Genomic DNA, 16,026 nt, shown 5'->3' on the forward strand with positions numbered 1-16,026 from the left:
CCCGTGCTTGGATGGGCGGCGATGGTGAACGGACTGATGTGGCTGCTGGGCTGCCAGCTGGTGGGGGAGGTCGTCGTCCGCCTCACCGACCTGCCCGTGCCGGGACCGGTCGTCGGGATGGCGGTGCTCCTGGCGCTCCTGGTCCTCCGCCGCGCCGGCGACGACGCGACGGTGGTGCGCGCGGCCGACGGGCTGCTGCGCCATCTGCAGCTGCTGTTCGTGCCCGCGGGCGTCGGGGTGGTCGCCTACGTCGCGGTGATCCGCGAGGACGCGCTGCCGATCGCCGTCGCGATGCTCGGCTCCTGGCTGGCCGGACTGCTGGCCGTGGGATGGACCGCGAAGCTGCTGACCCGCGAGCACCGGGGTGAGGGGACCGCGCCGTGAGGGAGGTCCTCGAGTCCCCGGTCTTCCTGCTGCTGCTCACGCTCGCGGCGTACCGGCTGGGCCGCGAGCTGCGCGACCGCACCGGTGGTCACGCGCTGGCCCAGCCGGCGCTGGTCGCGATCATCACGGTCGCGGCCGCCATCACGGCCCTGGACATCGACTACGCGACCTACCTGGACGGCACCCAGGTGCTGGTCTTCCTGCTCGGGCCGGCGACGGTCGCGCTCGCCGTACCGCTGTATCGCCAGCTCTCGCGCCTGCGCGGCTTCGTCGTCCCCCTGCTGGTGGCGATCCCGGTGGGCGTCGTGGTCTCGGTGACGACCGGCGTGCTGCTGGTCCGGGCGCTGGGCGGCGGCGAGGTGCTCGAGCGCACGATGGCGCCGAAGGCCGCCACCACACCGGTCTCGCTCGCGCTGTCGGAGAGCCTGGGCGGGATCGCGCCGCTGACCGCGGTGCTGGCGATCCTGATCGGCATCGTCGGCGCGGTGCTGGGTCCTGCGGTGCTGACCCTGGCTCGGGTGCGGGAGCGCCGGGCTCGCGGCCTGGCCCTCGGTGCGGTCTCCCACGGCATCGGCACCTCGCGCGCGCTCGCCGAGAACGAGACCGAGGGCGCGTTCGCCGGGCTCTCGATGGGACTCACCGCGCTCGCCACCAGCCTGGCGCTCCCGGTGCTGGCGGCGTTCCTGCTCTGATCCGCGGTCGTCGCCGCCGTCGCGCTGGTGCTGGGGCTCGTGGCTGGGCATGCGGTCGGTCACGCGCGCTCGCACCTGCATGAGGCGGACCTCGCATGCCTGTCAGCACCGTGCAGGTGGGGGTGCCCTGGACCGAGGTCGAAACCGGAGGAGCCTCGTGGAAGCAGGTCGTGGGCGTCCATTGCTGACCGAGCCCTCCCGGTCGTTCCAGCCGGAGGCCAGTCTGGCGACGCTCAGCGTGCGAGGGTGACCGGCATGGACGCCCCCGACCTGCTGGCCCGGTTGTGCGGGCTCATCGACGCCCGCCGGTGGCCGGAGCTGGTCCCGCTGCTCACCGACGACTTCGAGTGCCGCTACGTGCACACCGGGGAGACCTTCGGCCGCGAGTCGTGGGTGCGGCTCAACGCCGAGTACCCGGGCTTCGACCGCCTGCTCCTCGAGGACCTGGTCGGCGTCGGCGACCGGGCCGCCGCCCGCTGCCACGTGACGGGGTACGCCGAGGACCGGCTGCTCCGCTTCGAGGTGGCGAGCTTCGTCACCGCCCGCGACGGTCGGATCTCGCGGATGACGGAAGTCTGGGCCGACGTCGCGCAGACGCCGCCGACCGCGGCTCGCCCCGTCTGAGGGGTCGCCGCGATCCGCGGGCGCCCACCCCATCGAGGTGGGAGAGTGGCCCGCGTGAACGCTCCCGACGCCCGTGCTCAGCAGGCCCCCGTGACCGACCCCGACTCGGCTCCCGCCCCGCCCGTCTCGGTGGGCCTGCCGGGTGCAGTGCTGCTGTTCGCGGGGCTGTGGATGGTGACCGACCCCGGCGGCCCGCTCGTCATCGGCTGGGCGTGCTTCACGGTCGGGCTCGCCCTCCTGCTCGTCGGCGTGATCGCCGCCGGCGTGGCCTGGGGCCTCCGCCTCGACGCGCACCGCCGCGGCTGAGGTCCGACCGCCGAGGACCTGCTCGACCGGTGTGCCCCTAGGTTGGCCCCATGACGCGGGTCCACGCCTTCTCTGACGACGCCCTCGGTGAGCTCGACGCGGTAGGGCTGGTCGCCGCTCTCCAGGCGAGGCGGGTGTCGGTGCCGGAGGTCGTGGAGGCGGCCATCGCCCGCACCGAGGCGGTCGACGCACAGCTCGGGGCGGTCGCGTACGCCGCGTACGACGGGGCCCGGGCGCAGGCGCGGGAGCCGCGCGGCGGGTTCTTCGCCGGGGTGCCGACGTTCCTCAAGGACAACATCGACGTGGCGGGCATGCCCACCCAGCACGGCTCCGACGCGTTCACCGCGGCGCCGGGCACGACCGACGGCGACGTCGCGCGGGCGCTGCTGGCGACCGGGCTGCTGCCGCTGGGCAAGACGCGCATGTCGGAGTACGGCTTCAGCGCCGTCGCCGAGCATCCCCGGCAGGGGCCGGTGCGCTCCCCGTGGTCCACCGACCACGTCGCGGGTGCCTCGTCGGCCGGCTCGGCGGCCCTGGTGGCGGCGGGCGCGGTGCCGCTCGCGCACGCCAACGACGGCGGCGGCTCGATCCGCATCCCGGCCTCGGTCAACGGCCTGGTCGGGCTCAAGCCGAGCCGCGGCCGGCTGCCCAGCGAGCGGCTGAACCGGCAGATGCCGATCCGCATCGTCGCCGACGGGGTGGTGACCCGCTCGGTGCGTGACACCGCGGCGCTGTTCCGCGAGACCGAGAAGGTCTACCGCGCCCTCGAGCTCCCGCCCGTGGGCGACATCACACGCCCGGTCCGGCGTCGGCTCCGGGTGGCCGTCCACACCACCGGCGTCGCTCGCGACGCGGACCCCGAGATGACCGATCTCACACGTCAGACGGCCAAGCTGCTCGCCGACCTCGGCCACCACGTGGAGGAGGTGGCGGTCCCCGCGCCCGCGACCTTCCCCGACGACTTCGTCCTCTACTGGGCGCTGCTCGCAGGCGCGATCGTGCGCACCGGCCGGCTGACCCACGGCCGCCAGTGGGACCCCACCCGCCTGGACAACCTCACCCTCGGCCTGGAGCGACACCTGCGCCGCCACCTGCACCGTCTCCCCGGCGCGATCCGGCGCCTGCGCGCCGCCCGGGAGGTCTCCCGCGCCTTCCACGAGCAGTACGACGTGGCGCTCTCGCCCGTCGTGGCCACCCCCACACCCCTGGTGGGGCACCTCGACCCCACCCAGGACTACGACGTGGTGATGGGCCGTCTCCTCGACTGGGTGGCGTTCACCCCGTGGCACAACGTGACCGGCGACCCGGCCGTCTCCCTGCCGCTTTCGACCACCTCCGCGGGCCTGCCCCAGGGCATGATGATCGGCGCCGGGCTGGGTCGCGAGGGGCTGCTGCTGGCCCTCGGCCTCGAGCTCGAACAGGCCCTCCCACCTGCGGTTTTGTCCAAGTGAGACCCCCGATTTCACGTCCTGCGGGGACGTGTGTAATCTTTTCCGTCGTTGCCCCTTTAGCTCAGTCGGCAGAGCGTCTCCATGGTAAGGAGAAGGTCTACGGTTCGATTCCGTAAAGGGGCTCTGGGTGAGGGTTGCGCCGCGGTCGTAGGATGGTGGCGCAACCCGACCTATGTGGCGGGGTAGCTCAGGTGGTTAGAGCACACGGCTCATAATCGTGGTGTCGCGGGTTCGAGTCCCGCCCCCGCTACCAGGCAAGACCACCGAGCAGCAGCTTTCTCGACGACCTACAAGGACTTCCCGTGGCCAGCAAGAGCTCCGACGTTCGCCCCAAGATCACGCTCGCGTGCGTGGACTGCAAGGACCGCAACTACATCACCAAGAAGAACCGCCGCAACGACCCCGACCGCATGGAGCTGGCGAAGTTCTGCCCCCGCTGCCGGACGCACACGGCGCACCGCGAGACCCGCTGACCACAGCGCAGACGTCTTCCACGACGACCCCGTCCGAGCGATCGGACGGGGTCGTCGTCGTTGGTGGGCGCGGCACTAGGGTGGAGGCCATGCCCGTCGACGCCGCCCTGGTCGGGAAGACCTTCCCCCCGACCCGTCCGTACGCCGTCTCCGCGGAGAAGGTCCGCGAGTTCGCCACCGCCACCGGTACGACGTACGACGGGGGCCCGGCTCCCGCGACGTTCCCGATCGTGCTGGCCTTCGACGCGATGAACGCCTTCTTGGCGGCCGAGGAGATCGACCTGTTCCGCATCGTGCACGGCGAGCAGAAGTTCGCCTACGCGCGCCCCGTCGTCCCGGGCGACGTGCTGACCGCGACCCTGACGGTCGCGAGCCTGCGCCAGATCGGCGGCAACGACATCATCGGCACCGCCAGCGAGGTCCGCGACGCCGACGGCGCGCTGGTCTGCTCGACCACTGCCACGCTCGTGCACCGGGCCGCCGCATGAGCGCGCTGAGCGCGGGCGACGCCCTCGCCCCCCAGGAGTACGCCGTGACGCGCGCCGACCTGGTCCGCTACGCCGGCGCCAGCGGCGACTTCAACCCGATCCACTGGTCCGACCGGGTCGCCACCTCGGTGGGCCTGCCCGGCGTCATCGCCCACGGCATGTTCACGATGGCCCTGGCCGCGCGCGCGGTCGCGTCCTGGACCGACGGCGCCGAGGTGCTGGAGCTGGGCTGCAAGTTCACCAACCCCGTCGTGGTCCCCGACGACGACACCGGTGTCGTGGTGCGCGTCGCCGGCACCGTGAAGTCGGTCGAGGACGGTCGGGTGGCGATCGCCCTCGAGGTCACCTGCGGGGGCACGAAGGTGCTGGGCATGCCGAAGGCAGTCGTCCGTGCCTGAGTCGCTCCACCTGCTGCGCGACCACACCACGCTCCGCGTCGGCGGCCCGGCCGCCCGCTGGGTCCGCGCCAGCACCGAGGACGAGGCGGTGGCAGCGGTCTCGGCCGCCGACGACCGCGGCGAGCCGGTGCTGGTCCTCGGCGGTGGCTCCAACCTGCTCGTGGCCGACGAGGGCTTCCCCGGCACCGTGGTGGAGCTCGCGATGGACGACGTGAGCGTCGAGGGCGACGACGACGGCCCGGCCTGCGGCGGCGTGAGCGTCACCGCCGGCGCCGGCACCGGCTGGGACGACCTGGTCGCCCTGGCCTGCGAGCGCGGCTGGGTCGGCGTCGAGGCGCTCTCCGGCATCCCGGGCACTGTCGGTGCCACCCCGGTGCAGAACGTCGGCGCCTACGGCCAGGAGGTCGCCCAGACCATCGCGCGGGTCCGCACCTGGGACCGCGTCGAGCGCCGGGTGCGCAGCTTCGCCGCCGCCGACTGCGGGTTCGGCTACCGCAGCAGCCGGTTCAAGTCCGACCCCGCGCGCCACGTCGTACTGACGGTCACCTTCCAGCTGCGCACCGGGGACCTCTCCGCGCCGGTCGCCTACGCCGAGCTCGCCCGCACCCTCGGGGTCGAGAGCGGCCAGCGCGCCCCGCTCGCCGACGTGCGCGCCGCCGTGCTCGGCCTGCGCGCCGGCAAGGGCATGGTGCTCGACCCCGACGACCACGACACCTGGAGTGCCGGCTCGTTCTTCACCAACCCGATCCTGCCGGCGGACCGCATCCCTGAGGGGGCGCCCGCCTGGCCGCTCGCCGACGGGCAGGTCAAGACCAGTGCCGCCTGGCTGATCGAGCACGCGGGCTTCACCAAGGGGTACGGCGGGCCGGCCGCGTCGCTGTCGACCAAGCACACGCTGGCGCTCACCAACCGCGGCGGCGCGAGCGCCGCCGACGTGCTGGCGCTGGCCCGCGAGGTCCGCGACGGTGTCGAGGCGCGCTTCGGGATCCGGCTGGTCAACGAGCCCGTGCTCGTCGGCTGCGGGCTCTGAGCCGGGTCGACGCGGTCCGCGCGACCCGCCTCGATCAGCCCAGGCCGGCCAGCGCGGCGAGCGCGTTGACGTCGACGCCCGTGTCGCTCTCCCAGCCGTCGAAGGCACCGAACGCGACGACGGCCACGATCATCGCCGCGATCGCCAGCACGCTGAGCACCAGCAGCACGGTGCCGATGATGCCCATGATCCGACCCGCGTTGGCGCGGTCGCGCCCCTGCCAGCGTCCCGGGGCGGCGTCGATCTCCTGACACGCCCGCGAGCCCATCACCCACGCGACCGGGCCCAGCACGAGCAGCAGCTGGCAGGTGACCAGGCCGGCCAGGGAGGCGATGCCGAGCACCATCGCCGTGGTCGCCTGCGGGTGCATCGGCGGCGGGGCGGCGGCGTAGGCCGGCGCGGCGCCGTAGGGCTGCTGGTACGGCGACTGCTGGTGCGGCGGCGGAGGGGACCACGGCTGCTCCCCGGGGCGCGGCGGGGGAGGGGGCTCCTGCCCGTAGGGCTGGTGCGTCGGCGGCAGCTCCTCGGAGCGGTCGTCGTCGCGCGGTTCGTCGGGGCCGGTCATGACTCCCATGATGGCACCCTCTGATCGCAGCCCTGTGGTGTGCGCCTCACCGGCCGGCCAGAGCCCCCGGGGGCACTGGTCAGGAGTCAGCCGGGGCCGCGAGCCAGGCGTCGACCTCGGCGAGCACGCCGGCCTTCACCTGATCGGGGGCGCGCGAGGCACGCACCGACATCCGCGCCAGCTCGGCCAGCTGGGCGTCGCTCAGGTCGTGGGCGGCGCGCATGGTGGCGTACTGCCCGGCCAGGCGGGAGCCGAAGAGCAGCGGGTCGTCGGCGCCGAGGGCGACGGTGGCGCCGGCCGCGAGCAGCGTGGGCAGCGGCACCGAGGTCAGGTCGGAGTAGACGCCGAGCGCGACGTTGGACACCGGGCAGACCTCGAGGGCGACCCCGGCCTGCACGATCCGGTCCAGCAGCTCGGGGTCCTCCGCGGCCCGGATCCCGTGCCCGAGCCGGTCGGCGTGCAGGTGGTCCAGGCAGGTGCGCACGTGGTCGGGGCCGCGCAGCTCGCCGCCGTGCGGCACCAGCGCGAGACCCGCGTGCTCCGCGATCGCGAAGGCGGGGGCGAAGTCGGTGGTGGTGCCGCGGCGCTCGTCGTTGGACAGCCCGAAGCCGACGACGCCGCGCCCGGCGTACTGGGTGGCCAGGCGCGCGAGCGTGCGCGCGTCGAGGGGGTGGCGGGTCCGGTTGGCGGCGATCACGACCGCGATGCCCAGACCGGTGGAGGCGGAGGCGTCGCGCACGGCGTCCAGGACGAGGTCGGTGAACGCGGTGATCCCGCCGAACCGGGCGGCGTAGCCGCTGGGGTCCACCTGGATCTCCAGCCAGCGTCCGCCGTCGGCGACGTCGTCCTCGGCCGCCTCCCGCACCAGCCGTCGTACGTCGTCCTCGGTGCGCAGCACCGAGCGCGCGACGTCGTAGAGCCGCTGGAAGCGGAACCAGCCCTTCTCGTCGGCCGCCGACAAGCGCGGCGGCCACTCCTCCACGAGCTGGTCGGGCAGCACGATGCCGTCGCGCTCGGCCAGCTCCAGCAGCGTGGTGTGGCGCATCGAGCCGGTGAAGTGCAGGTGCAGATGGGCCTTGGGCAGGCGGTGGAGGTCGCGGGCCGGATCCCGCACGCCGCTCATGCGCGGGCGCCGACGGCGGGTGTGGAGATCATGTTCGCCATCGTAGGGATGCCGTGAGTTTGGACGAGTCGGCGGTCGTGCACGTAGACTCCCTGATCGGTGGTTTCCCCACAGGCTTCGGCATGCCCGAGGCGGTGGGGGTGGCGCCGTGAAGGGCACTAGCTCAACTGGCAGAGCATCGGTCTCCAAAACCGAAGGTTGGGGGTTCAAGTCCCTCGTGCCCTGCGAGACGAACCGGTCGCACGACCGGCGGACGAACTACGAGAGGTGACGGCGTGTCGGACAGCAATGCAGTCCGCGGGCCCCGCGACGGCGAGCCGGCCAAGCGCACCGGTCCGGCGACGTTCTACCGCCAGGTGGTCGCGGAGCTGCGCAAGGTCGTCTGGCCGACCCGCGAGCAGCTCTCGTCGTACTTCGTCGTCGTGCTGGTCTTCGTCCTGATCATGATGGCGATCGTGACGCTGCTCGACCTGGCCTTCGGTCGGCTCGCCTTCTCGATCTTCACCGGCCCGAACGACTAAGGCCTCGCCCCGGCGGCGACCGCGACGAGGTCCATGACTTCCCGGCGCAGCCGGACGTCCCAGACGACCACAGCGAACTGATGGAGCACCACGTGTCGGAGCAGCAGGACCCCTTCGAGGTCGACGAGAACCCCGAGGCGAGCCTCGAGGACGAGTTCGGCGAGCCCGACGAGGGTGACAGCGAGCTCGACGAGGCCGCCCTCGACACCGAGGTCACCGACGAGGACACCGACGACGCGCTCGGCCTCGACGACACCGACGCCGACGACGCCACCTCCGCCGGCCTCAGCGCAGCCGAGGGCGACGAGGGCCCCGACAGCGCCGACGAGGACGACGAGGCCGAGGCCGAGGCCGAGGACCCGCTCGAGGCGTTCCGCCGCGAGCTGTGGGCCAAGCCCGGTGACTGGTTCGTCGTGCACACCTACTCCGGCATGGAGAACCGGGTGAAGTCGAACCTGGAGAACCGCATCATCTCCCTCAACATGGAGGACTACATCCACGAGATCGTGGTCCCCACCGAGGAGGTCGCGGAGATCAAGAACGGTCAGCGCAAGATGGTCAAGCGCACCGTCCTCCCCGGTTACGTCCTGGTCCGCATGGACCTCACCGACGAGTCCTGGGCCGCTGTGCGGCACACGCCGTCGGTCACCGGCTTCGTGGGCCACAGCCACCAGCCGGTGCCGCTGAGCATGTCCGAGGTCGAGTCGATGCTGGCTCCCGCGGTCGTCGCGCAGGCCGAGGCCGAGGCAGCTGCCGCCGCGGCGTCCGGTTCCGGTCGCGGCACGGGCGGGACCGCCACGGCCCGCAAGCCGGTCGAGGTCGCCGACTTCGACGTCTCCGACTCCGTCATGGTGGTCGATGGTCCGTTCGCCACGCTGCACGCGACGATCACCGAGATCAACGCGGAGTCCCAGCGGGTCAAGGCCCTCGTCGAGATCTTCGGCCGGGAGACCCCGGTCGAGCTGAGCTTCAGCCAGATCCAGAAGGTCTGAGAAGCTCCACCGGGCCTCGCGGCGCTTGCGCCGCGCGACCCAGGTAGTACCCAGGTGGCAGAAGGCTCCGCGCCTTCGTCAAGACCACGAACGAGAAAGAGAAGCTGACATGCCTCCCAAGAAGAAGATCGCTGCCCTGGTCAAGGTGCAGCTCCAGGCTGGCGCCGCGACCCCGGCCCCGCCGGTCGGTACCGCGCTCGGTCCGCACGGCGTCAACATCATGGAGTTCTGCAAGGCGTACAACGCCCAGACGGAGTCCATGCGCGGCAACGTGATCCCCGTCGAGATCACCATCTACGAGGACCGCTCCTTCACCTTCGTCACGAAGACGCCGCCGGCCGCCGAGCTGATCAAGAAGGCCGCCGGCCTCCAGAAGGGCTCGGGCGTCCCGCACACGCAGAAGGTCGGCAAGCTGACCAAGGACCAGGTCCGCGAGATCGCGCAGACCAAGCTCCCCGACCTCAACGCCAACGACATCGACGCCGCGATGAAGATCGTCGAGGGCACCGCCCGCTCCATGGGCGTCACCACCGACTGATCAGACCGCACCCACCTGTGGCAGGGCCGCGCTGGCCCACCTTCAGACCACACCTGGACAGAGAAGAGAACCAGACATGCAGCGCAGCAAGACCTACCGCGCGGCGGCTGAGGCGTTCGACAAGGACGAGCTCTACGCCCCGCTGACCGCGATCAAGATCGCGAAGAGCACCAGCAAGAAGAAGTTCGACGAGACCGTGGACGTCGTCATGCGTCTCGGCGTCGACCCCCGCAAGGCCGACCAGATGGTGCGCGGCACCGTCAACCTGCCCCACGGCACCGGCAAGACCGCCCGCGTCCTCGTGTTCGCGAACGCGGACAAGGCCGAGGCCGCCCGTGAGGCCGGCGCCGACATCGTCGGTGGCGACGAGCTGATCGAGAAGGTGAACGGCGGCTGGCTCGACTTCGACGCCGTCGTCGCGACCCCGGACATGATGGGCAAGGTCGGCCGCCTCGGCCGCGTGCTCGGCCCCCGCGGCCTCATGCCGAACCCGAAGACCGGCACGGTCACCCCCGACGTGGCCAAGGCCGTCACGGACATCAAGGGCGGCAAGATCGAGTTCCGTGTCGACCGCCACGCCAACCTGCACTTCATCATCGGCAAGGCGTCCTTCTCGGAGCTCCAGCTCGCGGAGAACTACGCCTCGGCGCTGGAGGAGGTCCTGCGACTGAAGCCGGCCAGCTCGAAGGGCCGCTACATCAAGAAGGTCACCGTCTCCACGACGATGGGCCCCGGCATCCAGGTCGACCCGAACCGCACCCGCAACGTCGCGGCCGAGGACGAGGCCACCGCCTGATCACGTCCCACCGCACAGCACGAGGCCCCGACCACCGCCAGGTGGTCGGGGCCTCGTCGTGTGTGCGGGGCCGGTACGGCGGCTCAGCTGCCGGCGAGCTTCTCCGCGGCCGCCAGTGCCACGCAGGTCGCGACCCCGGCCATGGCGGTCTCGACCTCGGGCAGCTCGGGGAAGGTCGGTGCCAGGCGGATGTTGCGGTCGCGCGGGTCCTGGCCCAGCGGGAACGACGACCCGGCCGGTGTCAGCGCGATGCCCGCCTCGCGCGCGAGCTCGACCACCCGGGAAGCGGTGCCGTCGAGCACGTCGAGGTTCACGAAGTAGCCGCCGGTGGGGTGGCTCCACTCGGCGATCTCCAGGCCCTCCAGCTCGGCGCGCAGCGCGGCGTCGACGGCCGCGAACTTCGGCGCGATGAGCTCGCGGTGGCGACGCATCAGCGCGCGGACGCCCTCGGCGTCGCCGAAGAACTCCACGTGGCGCAGCTGGTTGACCTTGTCGGGGCCGATCGAGGCCATGCCGAGGTGCTGGAGGTACCAGGCCCGGGTGGTTGCCGACGCGGCCAGCACGGCCACGCCGGCGCCCGCCCAGGTGATCTTGGAGGTCGAGGCGAACAGGACCGGCCGGTCCGGGTTGCCGGCCTCGGCGGCCAGGCTGAGGATGTCGGCGCTGGTCGCCTCGTCGTCGGTGAGGTGGTGCAGTGCGTAGGCGTTGTCCCACATGATCCGGAAGTCCGGCGCGGCCGTCGGCATCGACACCAGGGCGCGGGCGACCTCGGGGCTGCAGATGGCCCCGGAGGGGTTCGCGTACGTCGGCACCACCCAGATGCCCTTGACCGCGGGGTCGGAGACGAGCTCCGCGACGGCGTCGACGTCCGGGCCGTCGGCGTTCATCGGGACCGTCACCATCTCGATCCCGAGGTCGGCGAGGAGGGAGAAGTGGCGGTCGTAGCCGGGCACCGGGCAGATGAACTTCACGACCGGCTCGTCCTTCCACGGCCGCTCGGAGCCGGGGGCGCCGTGCAGCATCGAGAAGCTGATCACCTGGTGCATCAGCGTGAGGCTGGAGTTGCCGCCACAGACGACCTGGGCCACGTCGACCTCGAGCAGCTCGGCGAAGATCTCGCGCAGCTCGACCAGGCCGTCGAGCCCGCCGTAGTTGCGCACGTCGGTGCCGGCGCGGTCACGGGTGCCGGTGGGCAGGCGCAGCAGGTCGTCGGAGAGGTCGAGCTGGGCGGAGGAGGGCTTGCCGCGGGTCAGGTCGAGACGGAGCCCGCGTGCCTTCAGCTCGGCGTAGTCGGACTCCCTCGCCGTGCGGTACGCGGCGAGCTCGTCGGCGGACAGGGTCGCGAGAGGGGCACGGTCACTCATACTGCGATCCTGCCAGCCGCCGGGGCGTGGGCCCCACGTGATCCCCCTTCGCGGACGCGAGGAGGGGCCGGCGTCACGATTTGGACCGTACGCCGCCCGCCTCGTAGAGTTTGGCTCGAAACCAGAGACCGCCGGTTGTCGTGGCGCACCAGCGCTGCGGCCGAAGGCTCCGCGAGAGCGGGCGACCCGCGCAGGTGTCGAAGAGCAAGACCCGGGCCTCGGCCCGCAGTCCACGCCCTGAGCACCTGTGCTCGGGGCGTTCGTCTTTCTCCGGGATTGGGCGGTGGTCTCGCCAGTCCGGAAGGAGACCCATGGCGCGGGCAGACAAGCAGGCAGCCGTCGCGGACATCGTTGAGTCGTTCAACGGTTCCGCCGGTGCTGTGCTGACCGAGTACCGCGGTCTCACCGTGAAGCAGCTGCAGGACCTGCGGCGCTCCCTCGGCGAGAACGCCAACTACGCCGTGGTCAAGAACACGCTGGCCAAGATCGCCGCCAACGAGGTGGGCATCTCCGGCTTCGACGACCTGCTGACCGGTCCGACCGCCATCGCCTTCATCAACGGCGACGTGGTCGAGGCGGCCAAGGGTCTGCGTGACTTTGCCAAGGCCAACCCCACCCTGGTCATCAAGGGTGGCGTCCTGGACGGCAACATCCTCGACGCGAGCGAGATCGCCAAGCTGGCCGATCTCGAGTCGCGCGAGGTCCTGTTGGGCAAGCTGGCCGGCGCGATGCTCGCGTCGCTCAGCCAGGCCGTCTACCTGCTCAACGCTCCGCTCTCGCAGGCTGCCCGGCTCGCCGGCGCCCTGCAGGCGAAGCTCGAAGAGTCTGGGCAGGACTCCGCTGAAATCCTCGCAGGTGGTGCCGGTGCGCCGGCCGCCGCCGAGGGCGACACCGCCGAGGCCTGAGCACCCGCTCAGATCACGGCAGCACACCACCTGAAACCCCGGCCGGCCCGCACTGCGGAGCCGGTCACCGAATGGAAGGAACCGCCACCATGGCGAAGCTCACCACCGTCGAGCTGCTCGACGCGTTCAAGGAGATGACCCTCATCGAGCTCTCCGAGTTCGTGAAGGAGTTCGAGGAGACCTTCGGCGTCACCGCCGCTGCCCCCGTTGCCGTTGCTGCCGCCCCGGCCGCCGGTGGCGCCGCTGGCGGCGAGGAGGCTGCTGTTCAGGACGAGTTCGACGTCATCCTCGAGTCGGCCGGCGAGAAGAAGATCAACGTCATCAAGGAGGTGCGCGCCCTGACCTCCCTCGGTCTGAAGGAGGCCAAGGAGCTCGTCGAGGCCGCCCCGAAGGCGATCCTGGAGAAGGTTGCCAAGGACGCCGCGGAGAAGGCCAAGGAGGCGCTCGAGGGCGCCGGCGCCACCGTCACCCTCAAGTGACACCCCGCCACCGGGCGCTCGCGCCCGGTGGCACCTGCACCACCGCCGAAGGGCGGCCACCCCAGGGTGGCCGCCCTTCGCCGCATTTCGGATGGTCCGCGTTTCCGCAGGTCGGAGGCTGGGTAGGTCGCACCGCGGAAGGGGCGGGCGGGGACCGCCGGGGGAGTGCGTGCGGCCGACGGCATCGGGGCGTGGCCATGCGTAACCTCGCGCCGGTCACCGCGTTGTTACCGACGAGTGGGGCGTGCGTCACATTCGCGGGAGCGGGTTCCGGCCGACGGGAGTGGCCGGAACGAGAGGGAGTCGCGGCATGGGTGTGGAGATCAGGGTCGAGGGACTCACGAAGTCCTTCGGCAAGCAGCTGATCTGGGGCGACGTGTCGCTGACCGTCCCCGCTGGGGAGATCTGCGTGATGCTCGGCCCGTCAGGCACCGGAAAGTCGGTCTTCCTCAAGACGCTGATCGGGTTGATCAAGCCCGACCGCGGCTCGATCCTCATCGAGGGCACCGACATCGCGTCCTGCTCGGAGAAGGACCTCTACGAGATCCGCAAGCTCTTCGGGGTGCTGTTCCAGGACGGCGCGATGTTCGGCTCGATGAACCTCTACGACAACGTCGCGTTCCCGCTGCGCGAGCACACCCGCCTGACCGAGTCGCAGGTGCGCGACGTGGTCATGGAGAAGATGGAGCTCGTCGGCCTGGTGGGCTCCGAGGACAAGCTGCCCGGGGAGATCTCCGGCGGCATGCGCAAGCGCGCGGGGCTGGCTCGGGCGCTGGTGCTGGACCCCGAGATCGTGCTGTTCGACGAGCCCGACTCCGGCCTGGACCCGGTGCGCACCGCGTTCCTCAACCAGCTCATCGTCGACCTCAACGCCCAGATCGACGCGACGTTCCTCATCGTCACCCACGACATCAACACCGCGCGCACGGTGCCCGACAACATCGGGCTGCTCTACCACCGCCACCTCGCGATGTTCGGTCCCCGCGAGATGCTGCTGAGCTCCGAGGAGCCGGTGGTGCGTCAGTTCCTCAACGCCCAGCGGGTCGGCCCGATCGGCATGTCGGAGGAGAAGGACGCCGACGAGCTCGCCGCCGAGAAGGACCAGGAGCTCCCCGCGCTGCCGCCGATCCCGCTGCAGCTCGAGCCGTCCAACGGGATCCCACGCCGCTCCCAGCGCGAGCCCGGCGCCTGGTGCCGCGAGCACGGGATCGTGCCGCCGCCCGGCTCCTTCGACGGCGCCATGTCCATGGTCACCGGCGGCTGAGGGACGACGTGGCCTCCCTGACCACCTCCCGGGCGCTACGACCGATCGGGACTGCGGGCAAGCTGTTCGCCTTCGCCCTCGACGTCGGCCGTGCGCTGTTCCAGCGACCCTTCCAGCTGCGTGAGTTCCTCCAGCAGGCCTGGTTCATCGCCTCGGTCACGATCATCCCGACCGCGCTGGTCGCGATCCCGTTCGGCGCGGTCATCGCGCTGCAGGTGGGTGGGCTGATCAAGCAGTTCGGCGCCCAGTCCTTCACCGGCTCGGCCTCGGTGCTGGCGGTCGTCCAGCAGGCGGCCCCGATCGGCACCGCGCTGCTGATCGCCGGCGCGGGCGGTTCTGCGATCGCCGCGGACCTCGGTGCGCGCAAGATCCGCGAGGAGCTCGACGCGATGATGGTGCTGGGCATCGACCCGATCCAGCGCCTCGTCGTGCCCCGGGTGCTGGCCTGCATGCTGATCGCGGTCTTCCTCAACGGCATGGTCAGCGTCGTGGGCGTGGCCGGCGGCTACGTCTTCAACGTCGTGCTGCAAGACGGTACGCCCGGCGCCTACGTCGCGAGCTTCACCGCTCTCGCCCAGCTGCCGGACCTGTGGATCGGCCTGTTCAAGGCCCTGGTCTTCGGGCTGATCGCCGCGGTCGTCGCCTGCTACAAGGGCATGAACGCCGCCGGCGGGCCGAAGGGCGTGGGCGACGCGGTGAACGAGTCGGTGGTCATCACCTTCATGCTCCTGTTCGTCACCAACTTCGTCCTGAGCACGATCTACCTCCAGATCGTCCCGTCGAAGACGGGCTGAGGCGACGACGTGGCCAACCTCCGCAGCATCTACCAGCGGCCGATGGGCTCCCTGGAGTCCCTGGGCGACCAGCTCGCGTTCTACCTGCGCGTCCTCCAGGCGATGCCGCGCTCGCTGGTGCGCTACCCCCGCGAGATCATGCGCATCCTCGCCGAGGTCACCCTCGGCTCCGGCGCGCTGGCGGTCATCGGTGGCACCGTCGGGGTCATCCTCGGCATGACGTTCTTCACCGGCGCCCAGGTCGGCCTCTCCGGCTACGCCTCGCTCAACCAGCTCGGCACCGCGGCGTTCTCCGGGTTCATCTCCGCCTACTTCAACACCCGCGAGATCGCGCCGCTGGTCGCCGGCATCGCGCTGGCGGCCACCGTCGGGTGCGGCTTCACCGCTCAGCTCGGCGCGATGCGCATCTCCGAGGAGGTCGACGCCCTCGAGGTGATGGCGATCCCCTCGATGCCGTTCCTCGTCGCCACCCGCGTGATCGGCGGGATGATCGCGATCGTCCCGCTCTACGTCGTGGGCCTGCTGTCCTCCTACGTCGCCAGCCGGACGGTGGTCACCCAGTTCTACGGGCAGTCGACGGGCACCTACGACCACTACTTCAACACCTTCCTGCCACCCGAGGACGTGCTCTGGTCCTTCGGCAAGGTGCTGGTCTTCGCCGTGGTCGTGATCCTGATCCACTGCTACCACGGCTACAACGCCTCGGGCGGGCCGGCCGGCGTCGGCGTCGCGGTCGGCCGGGCGGTGCGGACCAGCATCGTGGCGGTCAACGTCATCGACCTGATGCTGTCCATGGCCATCTGGGGCACCAGCGCGACCGTGCGGTTGGCGGGGTAGCG

21 protein-coding genes and 3 tRNA genes are annotated in these 16,026 nt (G+C 71.4%); 21 read left to right on the forward strand and 3 right to left on the reverse strand.

Translation table 11 applies throughout. The features are described from left to right. Positions 1 to 21: 21 nt before the first annotated feature. From GFH29_RS02910 to GFH29_RS02960, 11 genes are all read left to right on the forward strand, one after another. Positions 22 to 384: a CidA/LrgA family protein gene (locus GFH29_RS02910; protein ID WP_153321969.1), complete on the forward strand. Its 363-nt coding sequence runs from the start codon at positions 22 to 24 to the stop codon at positions 382 to 384. After that, the gene (locus GFH29_RS02915; protein ID WP_153321970.1) at positions 381 to 1,076 is read left to right on the forward strand and encodes an LrgB family protein; all 696 of its coding nucleotides are present in this window, start codon (positions 381 to 383) and stop codon (positions 1,074 to 1,076) included. The genes GFH29_RS02910 and GFH29_RS02915 overlap by 4 nt, the downstream gene beginning before the upstream one ends. Before the next feature lie 255 nt (positions 1,077 to 1,331). Next, positions 1,332 to 1,700 (forward strand): nuclear transport factor 2 family protein, encoded by a 369-nt coding sequence (locus tag GFH29_RS02920; protein WP_153321971.1) that lies wholly within the window; start codon positions 1,332 to 1,334, stop codon positions 1,698 to 1,700. Positions 1,701 to 1,754: 54 nt separating this feature from the next. Continuing rightward, positions 1,755 to 2,006 carry a hypothetical protein gene (locus GFH29_RS02925; RefSeq protein WP_153321972.1) on the forward strand — a complete coding sequence of 84 codons (252 nt, stop codon included), beginning with the start codon at positions 1,755 to 1,757 and terminating at the stop codon, positions 2,004 to 2,006. Between the two features lie 50 nt (positions 2,007 to 2,056). Next, complete coding sequence (locus GFH29_RS02930; RefSeq protein ID WP_153321973.1) at positions 2,057 to 3,457, forward strand: amidase; 1,401 nt, start codon at positions 2,057 to 2,059, stop codon at positions 3,455 to 3,457. 50 nt (positions 3,458 to 3,507) lie between these two features. Further along, positions 3,508 to 3,580, forward strand: a tRNA-Thr gene (locus tag GFH29_RS02935). Positions 3,581 to 3,633: 53 nt separating this feature from the next. Beyond that, positions 3,634 to 3,710 (forward strand) — tRNA-Met (locus tag GFH29_RS02940). Between the two features lie 49 nt (positions 3,711 to 3,759). Then, positions 3,760 to 3,930 carry a 50S ribosomal protein L33 gene (gene rpmG, locus GFH29_RS02945; RefSeq protein WP_153321974.1) on the forward strand — a complete coding sequence of 57 codons (171 nt, stop codon included), beginning with the start codon at positions 3,760 to 3,762 and terminating at the stop codon, positions 3,928 to 3,930. 89 nt (positions 3,931 to 4,019) lie between these two features. After that, complete coding sequence (locus GFH29_RS02950) at positions 4,020 to 4,418, forward strand: FAS1-like dehydratase domain-containing protein (RefSeq protein WP_153321975.1); 399 nt, start codon at positions 4,020 to 4,022, stop codon at positions 4,416 to 4,418. Further along, positions 4,415 to 4,816 carry a MaoC/PaaZ C-terminal domain-containing protein gene (locus GFH29_RS02955; protein ID WP_153321976.1) on the forward strand — a complete coding sequence of 134 codons (402 nt, stop codon included), beginning with the start codon at positions 4,415 to 4,417 and terminating at the stop codon, positions 4,814 to 4,816. Before GFH29_RS02950 ends, GFH29_RS02955 begins: the two co-directional genes overlap by 4 nt. Continuing rightward, a complete protein-coding gene (locus tag GFH29_RS02960) occupies positions 4,809 to 5,846 on the forward strand; it encodes a UDP-N-acetylmuramate dehydrogenase (protein ID WP_153321977.1) in 1,038 nt (345 codons plus the stop codon). The genes GFH29_RS02955 and GFH29_RS02960 overlap by 8 nt, the downstream gene beginning before the upstream one ends. Before the next feature lie 34 nt (positions 5,847 to 5,880). On the opposite strand, the gene GFH29_RS20415 is transcribed toward GFH29_RS02960, so the two are convergent. Together GFH29_RS20415 and GFH29_RS02970 are read right to left on the reverse strand one after the other, a co-directional pair. Next, a complete protein-coding gene (locus tag GFH29_RS20415) occupies positions 5,881 to 6,420 on the reverse strand; it encodes a DUF4190 domain-containing protein (protein ID WP_194288903.1) in 540 nt (179 codons plus the stop codon). A gap of 70 nt (positions 6,421 to 6,490) precedes the next feature. Beyond that, positions 6,491 to 7,534 (reverse strand): adenosine deaminase, encoded by a 1,044-nt coding sequence (locus tag GFH29_RS02970; RefSeq protein ID WP_153321978.1) that lies wholly within the window; start codon positions 7,532 to 7,534, stop codon positions 6,491 to 6,493. 152 nt (positions 7,535 to 7,686) lie between these two features. Between GFH29_RS02970 and GFH29_RS02975 the strand changes: the two genes are divergently transcribed. The 5 genes from GFH29_RS02975 to rplA all read left to right on the forward strand — a co-directional run bounded on the left by GFH29_RS02975 (position 7,687) and on the right by rplA (position 10,381). After that, positions 7,687 to 7,759 (forward strand) — tRNA-Trp (locus GFH29_RS02975). Positions 7,760 to 7,809: 50 nt separating this feature from the next. Further along, a complete protein-coding gene (gene secE / locus GFH29_RS02980; protein WP_153321979.1) occupies positions 7,810 to 8,055 on the forward strand; it encodes a preprotein translocase subunit SecE in 246 nt (81 codons plus the stop codon). Positions 8,056 to 8,135: 80 nt separating this feature from the next. Then, a complete protein-coding gene (nusG, locus tag GFH29_RS02985; protein WP_153321980.1) occupies positions 8,136 to 9,047 on the forward strand; it encodes a transcription termination/antitermination protein NusG in 912 nt (303 codons plus the stop codon). A 109-nt stretch (positions 9,048 to 9,156) separates the two neighbouring features. Then, complete coding sequence (rplK, locus tag GFH29_RS02990) at positions 9,157 to 9,585, forward strand: 50S ribosomal protein L11 (protein WP_153321981.1); 429 nt, start codon at positions 9,157 to 9,159, stop codon at positions 9,583 to 9,585. Positions 9,586 to 9,661: 76 nt separating this feature from the next. Continuing rightward, complete coding sequence (rplA, locus tag GFH29_RS02995; protein ID WP_153321982.1) at positions 9,662 to 10,381, forward strand: 50S ribosomal protein L1; 720 nt, start codon at positions 9,662 to 9,664, stop codon at positions 10,379 to 10,381. 83 nt (positions 10,382 to 10,464) lie between these two features. Here the strand turns inward: rplA and GFH29_RS03000 are convergent, their stop codons facing one another. Then, positions 10,465 to 11,745, reverse strand: coding sequence for an aminotransferase class I/II-fold pyridoxal phosphate-dependent enzyme (locus tag GFH29_RS03000; RefSeq protein WP_153321983.1), 1,281 nt, complete (start codon positions 11,743 to 11,745; stop codon positions 10,465 to 10,467). Positions 11,746 to 12,056: 311 nt separating this feature from the next. Here GFH29_RS03000 and rplJ point away from each other — a divergent pair, with 311 nt between their 5' ends. From rplJ to GFH29_RS03025, 5 genes are all read left to right on the forward strand, one after another. Beyond that, positions 12,057 to 12,650 carry a 50S ribosomal protein L10 gene (gene rplJ, locus GFH29_RS03005; protein WP_153321984.1) on the forward strand — a complete coding sequence of 198 codons (594 nt, stop codon included), beginning with the start codon at positions 12,057 to 12,059 and terminating at the stop codon, positions 12,648 to 12,650. A gap of 89 nt (positions 12,651 to 12,739) precedes the next feature. Then, positions 12,740 to 13,129, forward strand: coding sequence for a 50S ribosomal protein L7/L12 (rplL, locus tag GFH29_RS03010; RefSeq protein WP_153321985.1), 390 nt, complete (start codon positions 12,740 to 12,742; stop codon positions 13,127 to 13,129). Positions 13,130 to 13,439: 310 nt separating this feature from the next. Beyond that, the gene (locus GFH29_RS03015) at positions 13,440 to 14,393 is read left to right on the forward strand and encodes an ABC transporter ATP-binding protein (RefSeq protein WP_153321986.1); all 954 of its coding nucleotides are present in this window, start codon (positions 13,440 to 13,442) and stop codon (positions 14,391 to 14,393) included. Between the two features lie 8 nt (positions 14,394 to 14,401). Then, positions 14,402 to 15,187, forward strand: a complete 786-nt coding sequence (locus GFH29_RS03020) for an MlaE family ABC transporter permease (RefSeq protein ID WP_153321987.1) — start codon at positions 14,402 to 14,404, stop codon at positions 15,185 to 15,187. A 42-nt stretch (positions 15,188 to 15,229) separates the two neighbouring features. Beyond that, positions 15,230 to 16,024 (forward strand): MlaE family ABC transporter permease, encoded by a 795-nt coding sequence (locus GFH29_RS03025; RefSeq protein WP_153325601.1) that lies wholly within the window; start codon positions 15,230 to 15,232, stop codon positions 16,022 to 16,024. The last annotated feature ends 2 nt before the right edge of the window (positions 16,025 to 16,026 follow it).

Origin of the sequence: Nocardioides sp. dk884 (assembly GCF_009557055.1) — a bacterium.
In the GTDB taxonomy this organism is placed as follows: Bacteria; Actinomycetota; Actinomycetes; order Propionibacteriales; family Nocardioidaceae; genus Nocardioides.

Coding starts and splice junctions, on each gene's coding strand:
- GFH29_RS02910 (WP_153321969.1), top strand. CDS start 22: ATGGTGAACGGACTGATGTGGCTGCTGGGCTGCCAGCTGGTGGGGGAG.
- GFH29_RS02920 (WP_153321971.1), top strand. CDS start 1,332: ATGGACGCCCCCGACCTGCTGGCCCGGTTGTGCGGGCTCATCGACGCC.
- GFH29_RS02930 (WP_153321973.1), top strand. CDS start 2,057: ATGACGCGGGTCCACGCCTTCTCTGACGACGCCCTCGGTGAGCTCGAC.
- GFH29_RS02950 (WP_153321975.1), top strand. CDS start 4,020: ATGCCCGTCGACGCCGCCCTGGTCGGGAAGACCTTCCCCCCGACCCGT.
- GFH29_RS02955 (WP_153321976.1), top strand. CDS start 4,415: ATGAGCGCGCTGAGCGCGGGCGACGCCCTCGCCCCCCAGGAGTACGCC.
- GFH29_RS20415 (WP_194288903.1), bottom strand. CDS start 6,420: ATGGGAGTCATGACCGGCCCCGACGAACCGCGCGACGACGACCGCTCC.
- GFH29_RS02970 (WP_153321978.1), bottom strand. CDS start 7,534: ATGAGCGGCGTGCGGGATCCGGCCCGCGACCTCCACCGCCTGCCCAAG.
- nusG (WP_153321980.1), top strand. CDS start 8,136: ATGGAGCACCACGTGTCGGAGCAGCAGGACCCCTTCGAGGTCGACGAG.
- rplK (WP_153321981.1), top strand. CDS start 9,157: ATGCCTCCCAAGAAGAAGATCGCTGCCCTGGTCAAGGTGCAGCTCCAG.
- rplA (WP_153321982.1), top strand. CDS start 9,662: ATGCAGCGCAGCAAGACCTACCGCGCGGCGGCTGAGGCGTTCGACAAG.
- GFH29_RS03000 (WP_153321983.1), bottom strand. CDS start 11,745: ATGAGTGACCGTGCCCCTCTCGCGACCCTGTCCGCCGACGAGCTCGCC.
- rplJ (WP_153321984.1), top strand. CDS start 12,057: ATGGCGCGGGCAGACAAGCAGGCAGCCGTCGCGGACATCGTTGAGTCG.
- rplL (WP_153321985.1), top strand. CDS start 12,740: ATGGCGAAGCTCACCACCGTCGAGCTGCTCGACGCGTTCAAGGAGATG.
- GFH29_RS03015 (WP_153321986.1), top strand. CDS start 13,440: ATGGGTGTGGAGATCAGGGTCGAGGGACTCACGAAGTCCTTCGGCAAG.
- GFH29_RS03025 (WP_153325601.1), top strand. CDS start 15,230: ATGGGCTCCCTGGAGTCCCTGGGCGACCAGCTCGCGTTCTACCTGCGC.